Raw genomic sequence first — 11,026 nt, 5'->3', positions numbered from 1 at the left:
CAGGCTGTGCAAAAACTCAAGATTCGGAGAGCTCGATAGAACAGGATGCTACACGCCCCTGCTTTCAAGCTCTTTACTGACTACTTGGTTCTCTCTTCTGTCGCGCAAGAGAATCAGATTCTACGTCGAAACGAGCGCGCTGAGTTCTTTACGGCCTGTTTCGCCAGGACGACATTGGAGAGCGCCTCGCCCCTTACCGCCGGTACCCGCTCGCGCGCGAATAGCCCTGGCGGTTCTGCTGCGCCGGCCGGTTGGCGATGCTGCCGCGCGACTCGCTGGAGGCGGGCGTTGCGAGCTTCAGTTCTTCGAGGAAGATCGGCCGCGCGAAATAATAGCCCTGCGCGTAGCGGATCTTGGTCGCGGCCTGGAGATAGGCGAGTTCTTCGTAGGATTCGATCCCCTCGGCGATGACCGCGATGCCCAGCGCCTCGCTCAGGGATTCGATCGCGCGCAAAATGCCCTGGCTGCGCGGGCGCTTATGGATGTCGGTGATGAAGGAGCGGTCGATCTTGATCTCGTCGGCCGTGATGTCGGCGAGCGCGGAAAGCGAGGAAAAGCCGGTCCCGAAATCGTCGATCGAGATGCCGACACCGAGCTTGCGGAACATCGGCAGGATTTCTGCCTGGAAATGACTCTTGGCGACGAAGGCGTCCTCCGTCACCTCGATCATGAAGCGCTGGGGAAAGCCGGTATCGTCGAGCGCCTGCGCGAAGCTGCGCATGAATTCGGGATTGCCGGCCTGCTTGGCGGCGACGTTGATGCTGATGGTCGCGTCTGCGCCAAAGGTGTCGTTGATCAGGTCGATCGACTTGACGATCTCCGCCAGCACCAGATGCGTGAGCTCGTCGATCAGCCCGAGCTCGACCGCGAGATTGATGAACGAGCCCGGCGCCTGGATCACGCCTTCGTCGTCGCGCAGGCGAACCAGCGCCTCGATGCCCTTGACGGCCTGGGTCCGGATGTCGACCTTGGACTGGAAGGCGCAGCAGAAGCGCTTTTCGAGAATGGCGAGCCGCAAGGACTGCTCGATCCGCGTGCGCGCCAGCGCCTCGCGCTCCATGCTGGCATCGAAGAAGGCGGCGGCGCCCTTGCCGCTGTTCTTGATACGGTACATCGCGATGTCGGCGTTCTGGCGCAGCACCTCGAAGCTGCGGCCGTGGTCCGGGTAAAGGCTGACGCCGACGGAGGTGGAGGCAAAAATCTCGGAATTGTCGATGAAGAAGGGCGCGGTGAGCCGCTGCAGGGTCGACTGGAGGAATTCGGCAACTTCCTGCTGGCCCTCGATCGGCGAGAGCAGCAGCAAGAATTCGTCGCCGGAGATCCGCGACAGCATGTCGGAGTCGCGCAGGTCACGCCCGAGCCGCTTCGACAGCTCGACGAGCAGCGCGTCACCGACGGAATGACCGTAATAGTCGTTGATGTGCTTGAAATTGTCGATGTCGAGGAAGGCCAGCGCAAAACGCTCGCGGCCGTCGCCGCGGGACAAAATGCCGTTGACGCGATGCTCGATCACGCGGCGGGACGGCAGCTCGGTCAACTCGTCGAAATAGGCCGAACGGAAGAGCTGGTCCTCGAAGTTTTTCTGCTCGGTGATGTCTGATGAGGCCGAGATCAGGAGATCGCGGCCGGCGAGACGAACAGGGCGGTGGGTGGTCAGCAGCACCTGGCGCGCGGCACCCGACTGAAGGGATTCTTCGGTGACGACAGCTCGGCCGCCCCTGAGCGCCTGCATGCAGGCCTCCTGGCGCTGGGCGAGATCGGGCGAGGGGCGGTTTCCGTCGAGGCCGAGCAGGGCGGCGGCGGCGTCGTTAACCAGCAACATGTCGCCGCGCTCGTCGTGGACGGTCACGCCGGCCGGCAGCATTCTAACGATTTCCTTGAGAAATCCGAGCTCGGCCTCAGTCGCGCCGGGGTATTTGCTATCGTTCATAGAATTCATGAATCTTGTTGTTCGGGCGCGGCTTGCAATGCGCGCGATCTTGCGTGGTTCCCTCTTAGTTTTGGTTAAGGGGTACGCAGAAATACGGGGCAGGTTTGGTCGATATCTTGGCCCGGCGGCAGGCGCTGCCGATCGTCATTAACAGAGTGTCAACGGTGCGTGCGAGACTGCGAGCGAAAGCTGCGCTCGACCTTTCGCCTCGAAGGCCGCGTCAGCCCTTTGGAAGCCGGCACTGCATGATGCAGTGAACGCCCGTCTTCAGATAGGAGATCTCGGTCTTGCCCTCGAAGGCCGAGAGCGCCGACTTCAAGAGCTTGGTGCCGAATCCGGGCGGGGAGACCTTGTCGATGCTCGGGCCTTCCGTCTCGTCCCAGGTGATGATGAGGCGGCCGTCGGAGATGGTCCACGACACCTGCAGCAGGCCGCGGGGCGAGGAGAACGCGCCGTATTTGCTGGCGTTGGTGGCGAGCTCGTGAAACATCAGCGACAGCGTGACCGCGAGCTTGGCGGGGAGGAACAGCCGGTCGCCGTTCAGCGTGAAGCGGACATGACCGTAAGGGCCGAGCTCGGAGATGAGGAGGTCGCGGATGTCGCAGCCGGAATTGTCGACCTTGGCGATGAGGTCGTCGGTCGATGCCAGCGACCGCAGCCGCGGATCGATCCTGGCCCAGACCTGCGGCTGGTCGTGCAGCACCTGATGCAGCACGGCGTGCACGGTGGACAATTTGTTCTTCAGTCGGTGCTGGAGCTCGTCGACCACGAGCTTGCGGTAGTGCTCTTCCTCGATCAGCCGTTTTGAAATCCGGCGCTGCTCGATCAGGAGCGTGCGGTAGTGCTCGACGCCCCAAATCGTGAGCGCGCTGACCGCCCAATACAGCACCAGCAGGACAAACCGCGCACGGTCGAGATGGGCCTCGCCGAAATTGAGTGCGACGCCGAGCATGCCGCCCACCAGCGCGGTGAAGACGCCGACCCGCAGGCCGCCGAAGGCGGCGGCAAAGAATACGGCCGGAAAATACGGCGTGAAGAAGATGTCAGGCCGCACCTGGGCGAGACCCCAGCGCACCAGGGTTGCAAGCAGCAGGCATGCGGCTGCGAAGCCGATGCTCGTCGCGATCGAGGGCGGGGCGATACCTTGCCAGCCGCGCCGGAATTCGTCGATCAACTTCACCATGCGCCGCCTGACCGCGTAGCGAATGCGTGTGGGGGACCGTCGGCAACCACGTTACGCATTCCGTCCGCACAAGCATAGCTTGCCCTGTTCCGGACAGGCGGAGATAGTGCCCATTGGGACGGCGCTGCGCGGTGCCCGTCAATTGGCGTCAAATCATCAGAAAACGGGAACATGCCATAGGACGGCTGGACGGCAAGGTTGCGGTGATCACGGGGGCGACGAGCGGAATCGGACTGCGGACTGCCGGAGTCTTCGTTGCCGAAGGCGCCAAAATTGTGATCGCGGGGTGGCGCCTACCTGAAGGCGAGGTGCTGGCGAAGCAGCTCGGTGAGAATTGCGTCTTCCGCCAGACCGACGTTACGGTCGTTGCGGTCGAAGACCAGGTGCGCGCGCTGATCGATCTTGCCGCTGCAAAATTCGGCCGCATCGATTGTCACTTCAACAATGCCGGCGGTCCGGCACAGACCTTGTTGAAGCGAACTCCAATGTAAAGCGACTGGGTCCCGGCTCGCTCGTCGCGCGTCCGGGACACGAGAGAGCTCACACCGCCTTCACCGTCACCTTCAGCCCGTCGCGCGGCTTCGGGATCGGCCACATCTGCCAGTCCGGCTTGTAGCCCGGTTCCAGCGACACCTCGATGTTCTGCAAGAAGTGCCGCGCAAAGCACTTGGCCTGCATGTAGGCGAAGTGCAGGCCGAGGCACATATGCGCGCCGCCGCCGAACGGCACCCAGGCGAAGCGATGGCGGTTGCGTTGCGCCTCTTCGGTGAAGCGCAGCGGATCGAAATGATCGGGCTCCGGCCAGATCTCTTTCATATGATGGGTGTAGAGCGGATTGACGCCGACCGAGGTGCCGGCGGGAATCGTAAAGCCCTTGAAGCTGAACTCGCGCACGGCGCGGCGCGGCATCGACGGCACAGGCGGCTTGATGCGCAGCGCCTCCTTGAATGCCATTTCCGACAGCGGCATCTTCTCGAGATCGTCAAACCCGATTGGCGCGTCAGCCGTCAATCCCAGCGCCATGACTTCGTCGCGCAGCTTCTGCTGCCATTCGGGATGCGCGGCAAGCTCGCCGATGAAGGAGGTGAGCGATGAGGTCAGCGTGTCGTGCGCGGCCATCATCAAAAAGCTCATGTGGTCGATGATGTCCTGCTCGGAGAGCAGCGCGCCATCCTCATGGGTGGCGCGGCAGAGATGCGAGAACAGATCGTCGCCGCCGTGATTGCCCCGGCGGAGCGGGATCTGCTCGCGGAAATAGGCTACGATCCGTTTGCGTCCCGCGACGCCGCGCGCCATCTGCGTGCCCGGAATGGGGTAACGGATCGGAGTGACGGCCGCCGCCACCATGTCGACGAAGGCGCGGTTGATCTCGTCGACCTCCGGTCCGATGTCGGCGCCGAGGAACGAGGTCGCGGCGAGGTCGAGCGTCAACTGCTTCATCGCGGGATAAAGCTGCATCGTGCCGGGCTTGGCCTTCCACTGCGCGACCCGCGCTGCGATGCCCTTGTCGAGCTCGCCGAGATAGGACTTCATCGGCCCGGACTTGAAGGCGACCGACAGCGCCTTGCGATGCAGGCGGTGCTCCTCGAAATCGAGCAGCATCAGGCCGCGCGGGAACAGCCGTCCGAGCACGCGCTCCCAGCCGAAGGTCGACGAGAACAGCTTCTGCTGGTCGAACATGACGAGCTCGTTGGCTTCGGGCCCGAGCAGCACGACGCTGGTCTCGCCAAAGATATGGCTGCGATAGACCGGGCCGTATTTCGCACCGCAGGCTTCGATGTGGCCCTTGGGGTCGGCCAGTACCTGGAGCGTCTTGCCGATGATCGGCCAGCCCTCGTCGCCAGGGATGTGCTTGAGCTGGTTGCGCTTGATCGGCGTGAAGCTGTACGCAGGCGAGGCCACATTCTGCATCGTCATGACGGATGCGCTCCCATTGGGCTGACCGAACGATATCGCGGGACCGCGGCTTGGCAAGCGGCCTCTGCCGGGCTGACAGCGTCAGCTTAGCACAGGCGGGGGCGTCGTCGTAGCCGTGCGGCGTTGCCGCGTCGCGGCCGTCATTTGCGCTTGGCGGCTTCCTTCTGCAGATCCGGTGCATTGACGGCGGGAATCGCGACGCGGCCGGGCCCTGTCACCTTCAGTGCTTCCGCCGCCTTGTCGTTCTCCATGATCTTGGCCATCACGGCCTGCCCGGCGCGCTCGAAGATCGCGCGGTTCTCGATCACGAATTTTTGCGATTTGCGCAGGCCGTCGATATAGCCGTTGATCTCGGGCACGACATAGCGCGCGACCATGTCCCAGCTCCGGCGCGTGTTTTCAGGATTGGCCCAGTCGTGCACGAAGCCGATCACGGCGCCGATGCCGCCGGACACCTGCATCACGTTCTTGATAGTTTTGACGAGGTCGTCCGGCGTGCCGATGGTGGAGGCCGCGCCCTCGACGAAGGCGGTCTTGTCCACGGCCTCGTCGGGCGAGGAGAACGCGGTCAGGCCAGGGCGCTGCAAGGTGCCGACATTATATTCGTTGTGCCAGCGCATCAGGCCGGCGCCGGCCTCGCGGCGCGCCTGTTCGCGGGTCTCGGCGATGTGCCAGGTCAAGAGCAGGCGCCAGTCGGCGCGGCTGACCTTGGTGCCATGCTTCTTGGCGGCGTCCTCGGCGAACTGCCATTGCTGCTGCAGCGACATCAGGCCCTGCGTCGTCATCGAGCCCAGGGAGATGATGCCGATGCCGTATTTGCCGGCGAGCGTCATGCCCGAGGGCGAGATCTGCGAGGCCACGACGAACGGCATCTCCTCCTGCAAGGGGAGGATTTGCAGCGCGGCATCGTTCATGGTGAACCAGTCGGTCCTGGCGGTGACGCGCTCGCCGTTGAACAGGCGGCGGATCACGGCGATCGCCTCGTCCTGGCGGTCGCGCTGCGTCATCGGGTCGATACCGAGCGTGTGCGCGTCCGACGCGAGCGCGCCGGGGCCGGAGCCGAAGATGGCGCGGCCGCCGGTCATGTGGTCGAGCTGCACCATGCGCTGGGCGACGTTGAAGGGATGGTGATAGGGCAGCGAGACCACGCCGGTGCCGAGCTTGATGCGCTTGGTGCGCTCGCCGGCCGCCGCAAGAAACATCTCCGGCGAGGCGATCATCTCCCAGCCCGAGGAATGGTGCTCGCCGCACCAGAACTCGTCATAGCCGAGCGCGTCGAGTTGCTCGACGAGGTCGAGGTCGCGCCGGAACTGCAGCATCGGATGCTCCCCGATCGGGTGATGCGGGGCAAGGAAGGCTCCGAATTTCAGGCGCGCCATGGGTTTCTCTCCGGCTTGATTTCTTGTTGGTTGGTGTGGGCCACGCTACGTGCTGCGCGGCGGCTACGCAATCGCAGCGAATGCCGCCGCATGGAATGTCATGCGCGCCGGCCATGCCTGCGCGGCGATATCTGCAAGGGCCGCTTACCTCCGACGTAATCGCTGGCGTGATCCGTGTCTGGGATCATCGGCGGGCCAATCAATCAAGCGGACCCGCCATGCATCAGATCGTCGCAAGAACCGTCACAAGGGAAGTCGATACGTCGCGCCGCTGGTGGGTGCTGGCGACCGTCGTCGCCGCCCAGTTCATGTTCGGCGTCGATGCCTTCATCGTCAACGTCGCCATTCCCACCATCGCGATCGACCTGCATGCGACGCCGGCCCAGATCGAATCTGTCATCGCAATCTACCTCATCGCCTATGCGACACTGGTGGTGACCGGCGGCCGGCTCGGCGACATCCACGGCACCAAAAGCGTGTTCGTGGCGGGCGTGCTCGGCTTCACGCTGACATCGCTGTGGTGTGGGCTCGCGCAGACGGGCCCCGAGCTGATCGTCGCGCGGCTCGCGCAAGGCGCCACCGCCGCGCTGATGGTGCCGCAGGTGCTGACGACCCTGCATCTGCTTTTCCCTGACGAATCGCGCAGCCGTGCGTTTGCGATCTACGGCATCGTGCTCGGGCTTGCGGGTGCCGCCGGCTTCCTGCTCGGCGGCCTGCTGGTGACGATCGATCTTGCGGGCACCGGCTGGCGCTCCGTCTTCTTCGTCAACGTGCCGTTCGGTCTGATCATCGCCGCAGCCGCGCTAAAAATCATGCCGACGGTGCCGCGCCGTGCCGGTACGCGGCTCGATGTCGCGGGCAGCCTGGTGTTGTTCGCGAGCCTGTTGTGCCTGATCGGGCCGTTATTGTTTGGCCACGATTTCGGTTGGGCGCCGTGGCTCTGGGCGGTGATGGGCGTCGGCGTCGCGATCCTTGCCGGCTTCCTGCGGCTCGAGCGCGCCGTTGCGGCCGGCGGCGGCATGCCGCTGATCGATCTCACGCTGCTGGCGGATGCGGCCTTCCTGCGCGGGCTGGGCGCGGCCTTCTTCTTCTTCGTCGCCAATCTCTCGTTCTATCTGATCCTGACCTTGTTCGTGCAGAAGGGCCTGCACATCGCGCCGCTGAAGGCTGGCCTGGTGCTGCTTCCGCTCGCGCTCGCCTTCGTGGTGGCGTCGCGCCACAGCGGCGCGCGGGCGAGGCATCGCGGCACAAGGGTGCTGATCGAAGGCTGCATGCTGCAGATCATCGGCCTTGCCGCGCTCGCGCTTGTCGCAGCAAACGTCGATGCGCCTTCTTCATCGCTCGCGCTCACCATGGCCATCTTCGGCTACGGCCAGGGCCTCGTGATGGCGCCGCTCTCGAGCGCGGTGCTGTCGACGGTGAAGCCCGGCGCGGCAGGCTCCGCGTCCGGCATGTACGGCACGACCATACAGATCGGTAATGCGGCCGGTGTTGCTGCGATCGGTGCGGTATTTTTTGCTGTCGAATCGGCACACTCATCGCGTGCAGCATTTTTGATTTCGCTCGCCTTGTTTGCGACGTTAATCATGATCTGCGTCGCATTTCTGACATGGATGCGTCGCGCTCATGCATGAAGTTTTGGCAATTCGGTTAATCCCCGTGAATTCCCGGGTGGTTCGATAGCGCACACTCTTTTTATTTTGCGCCGCGGCAACTATTTGCTTTGGGTGGACGTTGCAAGTCGCCCATGGGGGAGCTGTCGGTGTCGTTAGCCAGGAATGTTGATCTCTTAAGACGTCTGCCAAAGCGGGACGGTCTGCGCGTCTCGGCGCGAAGCGCCGGGCTGCCCAGCCCGCTGGCGGAGGTCACCGCCTTCGGCGCCAATCCGGGCGAGCTGCGCATGTTCTCGTTCGTGCCGCCGCAATTGCAGCACCCGCGGGCGCTCGTCGTCGTGCTGCATGGCTGCGGCCAGACGGCCGCCGCTTACGATCTCGGCGCGGGCTGGTCGACGCTCGCGAAGCACTACGGCTTTGCGCTTTTGATGCCCGAGCAGCTGCGCGCCAATAACGGCAACACCTGTTTCAACTGGTTCAATCCGGACGACGTCGCGCGCGACAAGGGCGAGGCCGCTTCGATCCGCGAGATGATCGCGCACATGGTCGCGGCGCACGGCATCGATGCGCGCCGCGTCTTCATCACGGGTCTCTCCGCCGGCGGCGCGATGACGTCGGTGATGCTCGCGACCTATCCGGAAGTGTTTGCGGCCGGCGCCGTCATTGCGGGCCTGCCGTTCGGCGTGGCGTCGAACCTGCGCCAGGCACTCGACGGCATGTTTCACTCGCCCGGGCGGCCCGCGCGTGCACTGGGCGATCTCGTGCGTCAGGCCTCGAACCATCGCGGCCCCTGGCCGAAGATGTCGGTCTGGCACGGCACCGCCGATCGCACCGTCAATCCCGGCAATGCCAACGAGATCGTCAAGCAGTGGCTCGATCTGCATGATCTGCCGCAGGCGGCGATGGCGGAAGCCATGGTCGACGGCTATCCGCGTCAGGCTTGGTGGAACAAGGACGGCGAGACCGTCGTCGAGTCCTTCACCATCACCGACATGGCGCACGGCACGCCGCTCGGCCTCGCCGACAACGACCATCGCTATGGCAGCGAGGGCGCCTTCCTGATCGAGGCCGGCATTTCGTCGTCCTACCACATCGCAAAATTCTTCGGGCTGACCGAGTGGAATCGCGCCTCCGCGCCGGCGCCCAAGCCCGTCTCGCCGAAGCCCGCGGCGCCGAAGCCCGCACCGGCACCCTCGCCGGCGCCGCATCTCGCGCGCTCGATCCGCAAGGCGGACGCCGCGACGAAGGGCAAGAAAGAGCCCAAGAAAAAGGACGAGACGTGGCGCAGCCTCGATCTCGGCGCCATCATCACCCGCGCGCTGACGGCCGCGGGGCTGATGAAGTAGCCCCGACCTCAACTCGTCGTCCCGGGCTCGCGACTTCGTCGCGCCCCGGGACGACGTCGGAGTTTTTGGCGACGTTCTGCAACCAACGCTACGCCGTGGCGTCGATCATCTCGATCGGCGTCACCGTCACCTCGCCGCCCGCGACCTTCCGCGTCATCTCCGTATAGTGCTTGAAGAAATCGCGCGATTGCAGCGTCTTCTGGGCCGCGTCGTCGGTGACGCCTGCGAGATGGAAGTAGCTGCCGTCGTCGCGGTTCTTCATGCAGCGATAGCTGATCCGGCCCTTCAATTCCGGATCGTTCTCAATCGCCTTGATGAAGCGCGCGATCTCCGCGTGCCAGGCATCCCTGGTGCCGTTTCTGAACTCGTACTTGATCATGAAGTGCTTCATGTGACGCTCCCTTTCGTCGTGTGGGGATCATCTGCCCCTTGGGAGCCGTTCTGCAAGTATGGACAAAATTGATAGTATGGCCTTTTTTCGCATTGCTCCTATCCTTCGCCAAAGCGTTCGAGCGAAGTGGATACCGGTTCGCGTAAAGAAAACGCGTCAAAACAAGAATGCTTGCGCATGGAGGGTGACGACATGGCGAAAGCACTGCGTAGCTGCCCGGTTGCGGCGTTCCAGAAGATGATCAGCGGCAAGTACAAGCTCAGGATCGTCTGGGACCTCAAGGACGGGCCCCGCCGCTACGGCGAGATCAGGAACGGGTTGTTGCGCGGCACCGATGGCAGCGCGGAGATCACCCCGCGCGTGCTGAGCCGCGAATTGAAGGCACTGACGCTGAGCGGCCTGATCGACCGCAAGGATTATGCGGTCGTGCCGCCCAAGGTCGAATATCGCCTGACCCGCAAGGGCAAGAGTTTTGTGCCCGTGATCGCGGCCATCAGAGACTGGGGTGAGCGGCATCTCGGCGAGCCGGCGGCGCTCAGCGAGGCCGCCGAGTAGGTCTTACATCTCGCCGGTGATGAACGGATTGGTCATCCGTTCCTGGCCGATGCTCGAGCCGGCGCCATGGCCGCAGATGAAGCCGACGTCGTCGCCGAGCGGCAGCAGCTTCGTTTTGATCGAGTCGATCAGCGTGGCGTGACTGCCGCCGGGCAGGTCGGTGCGTCCGACCGAACCCGCGAACAGGACGTCGCCGACATGGGCGAAGCGCAGCTCCTTGTTGAAGAACACCACGCTGCCCGGCGAATGGCCGGGGCAGTGCAGGATGTCGAAGGAGAGCTCGCCGATTGCGACCGTGTCGCCTTCCTCGAGCCAGCGGTCCGGCGCGAAATCGCGCACGCCCGTCATGCCGAAGCGCGCGCCGCTCGAGACGACGTTGTCGAGCAGAAACTTGTCCGCGACATGCGGCCCCTCGATCGGCACCTTCAGCGCATCGCGCAAGTCCGCCGCGCCGCCGACATGATCGATATGGCCGTGGGTGAGCCAGATCTTCTCGACGGTGACGCCGGTCTGCTTGATCGCATCGAGGATTTTTGGCACGTCCCCGCCGGGGTCGATCACGACCGCCTTCTTGCTGGGCTCGTTCCAGATGATGGTGCAGTTCTGCTCGAACAGCGTGACGGGGACGATCACCGCGCCCGCTTTAGCCTGAGTGTCGGTTTCCTGGGTCATGGCCTCACAATGCTGATTTTTACCCGCCCGCCAAGCAAAA

Annotated in this window: 9 protein-coding genes and 1 pseudogene; 4 read left to right on the top strand and 6 right to left on the bottom strand. The window is 64.0% G+C overall.

All coding sequences use genetic code 11. The features are described from left to right. Positions 1-193: 193 nt before the first annotated feature. Together JQ632_RS29350 and JQ632_RS29345 are read right to left on the bottom strand one after the other, a co-directional pair. Positions 194-1,930: a bifunctional diguanylate cyclase/phosphodiesterase gene (locus tag JQ632_RS29350; protein WP_212406133.1), complete on the bottom strand. Its 1,737-nt coding sequence runs from the start codon at positions 1,928-1,930 to the stop codon at positions 194-196. 220 nt (positions 1,931-2,150) lie between these two features. Further along, positions 2,151-3,113, bottom strand: coding sequence for a sensor histidine kinase (locus JQ632_RS29345; RefSeq protein WP_212406132.1), 963 nt, complete (start codon positions 3,111-3,113; stop codon positions 2,151-2,153). Positions 3,114-3,289: 176 nt separating this feature from the next. Here JQ632_RS29345 and JQ632_RS29340 point away from each other — a divergent pair. Beyond that, positions 3,290-3,580: pseudogene (locus JQ632_RS29340) on the top strand (SDR family NAD(P)-dependent oxidoreductase); the annotation flags it as partial. 73 nt (positions 3,581-3,653) lie between these two features. On the opposite strand, the gene JQ632_RS29335 reads toward JQ632_RS29340, so the two are convergent. Both JQ632_RS29335 and JQ632_RS29330 read right to left on the bottom strand, forming a co-directional pair. Further along, complete coding sequence (locus JQ632_RS29335; protein ID WP_212406131.1) at positions 3,654-5,030, bottom strand: cytochrome P450; 1,377 nt, start codon at positions 5,028-5,030, stop codon at positions 3,654-3,656. Between the two features lie 140 nt (positions 5,031-5,170). Continuing rightward, positions 5,171-6,409 carry an LLM class flavin-dependent oxidoreductase gene (locus JQ632_RS29330; protein ID WP_212406130.1) on the bottom strand — a complete coding sequence of 413 codons (1,239 nt, stop codon included), beginning with the start codon at positions 6,407-6,409 and terminating at the stop codon, positions 5,171-5,173. Between the two features lie 218 nt (positions 6,410-6,627). Between JQ632_RS29330 and JQ632_RS29325 the strand changes: the two genes are divergently transcribed. Continuing rightward, positions 6,628-8,043, top strand: coding sequence for an MFS transporter (locus tag JQ632_RS29325; protein WP_212406129.1), 1,416 nt, complete (start codon positions 6,628-6,630; stop codon positions 8,041-8,043). Between the two features lie 128 nt (positions 8,044-8,171). Further along, positions 8,172-9,368 (top strand): PHB depolymerase family esterase, encoded by a 1,197-nt coding sequence (locus tag JQ632_RS29320; protein ID WP_212406128.1) that lies wholly within the window; start codon positions 8,172-8,174, stop codon positions 9,366-9,368. A gap of 88 nt (positions 9,369-9,456) precedes the next feature. Here the strand turns inward: JQ632_RS29320 and JQ632_RS29315 are convergent, their stop codons facing one another. Beyond that, entirely contained in the window at positions 9,457-9,759 is a 303-nt protein-coding gene (locus tag JQ632_RS29315) for a hypothetical protein (protein WP_212406127.1), read from the bottom strand. Between the two features lie 192 nt (positions 9,760-9,951). Between JQ632_RS29315 and JQ632_RS29310 the strand changes: the two genes are divergently transcribed. Next, on the top strand, positions 9,952-10,314 hold the full coding sequence (locus tag JQ632_RS29310) for a helix-turn-helix domain-containing protein (RefSeq protein WP_212406126.1): 363 nt from the start codon (positions 9,952-9,954) through the stop codon (positions 10,312-10,314). A 3-nt stretch (positions 10,315-10,317) separates the two neighbouring features. On the opposite strand, the gene JQ632_RS29305 is transcribed toward JQ632_RS29310, so the two are convergent. After that, entirely contained in the window at positions 10,318-10,986 is a 669-nt protein-coding gene (locus JQ632_RS29305; protein ID WP_212406125.1) for an MBL fold metallo-hydrolase, read from the bottom strand. Positions 10,987-11,026: the final 40 nt, after the last annotated feature.

It is taken from the genome of Bradyrhizobium liaoningense, from assembly GCF_018130955.1.
Lineage (GTDB): Bacteria > Pseudomonadota > Alphaproteobacteria > Rhizobiales > Xanthobacteraceae > Bradyrhizobium > Bradyrhizobium liaoningense_C.
Note: the sequence above shows the minus strand (reverse complement) of the source record. Positions and strands in the feature narration are given on the sequence as shown.

What these genes read in the sequence shown, in the direction of transcription:
- JQ632_RS29310 (WP_212406126.1), top strand. Translation starts at nt 9,952, where the DNA reads ATGGCGAAAGCACTGCGTAGCTGCCCGGTTGCGGCGTTCCAGAAGATG.
- JQ632_RS29335 (WP_212406131.1), bottom strand. Translation starts at nt 5,030, where the DNA reads ATGACGATGCAGAATGTGGCCTCGCCTGCGTACAGCTTCACGCCGATC.
- JQ632_RS29350 (WP_212406133.1), bottom strand. Translation starts at nt 1,930, where the DNA reads ATGAACGATAGCAAATACCCCGGCGCGACTGAGGCCGAGCTCGGATTT.
- JQ632_RS29345 (WP_212406132.1), bottom strand. Translation starts at nt 3,113, where the DNA reads ATGGTGAAGTTGATCGACGAATTCCGGCGCGGCTGGCAAGGTATCGCC.
- JQ632_RS29325 (WP_212406129.1), top strand. Translation starts at nt 6,628, where the DNA reads ATGCATCAGATCGTCGCAAGAACCGTCACAAGGGAAGTCGATACGTCG.
- JQ632_RS29330 (WP_212406130.1), bottom strand. Translation starts at nt 6,409, where the DNA reads ATGGCGCGCCTGAAATTCGGAGCCTTCCTTGCCCCGCATCACCCGATC.
- JQ632_RS29305 (WP_212406125.1), bottom strand. Translation starts at nt 10,986, where the DNA reads ATGACCCAGGAAACCGACACTCAGGCTAAAGCGGGCGCGGTGATCGTC.
- JQ632_RS29315 (WP_212406127.1), bottom strand. Translation starts at nt 9,759, where the DNA reads ATGAAGCACTTCATGATCAAGTACGAGTTCAGAAACGGCACCAGGGAT.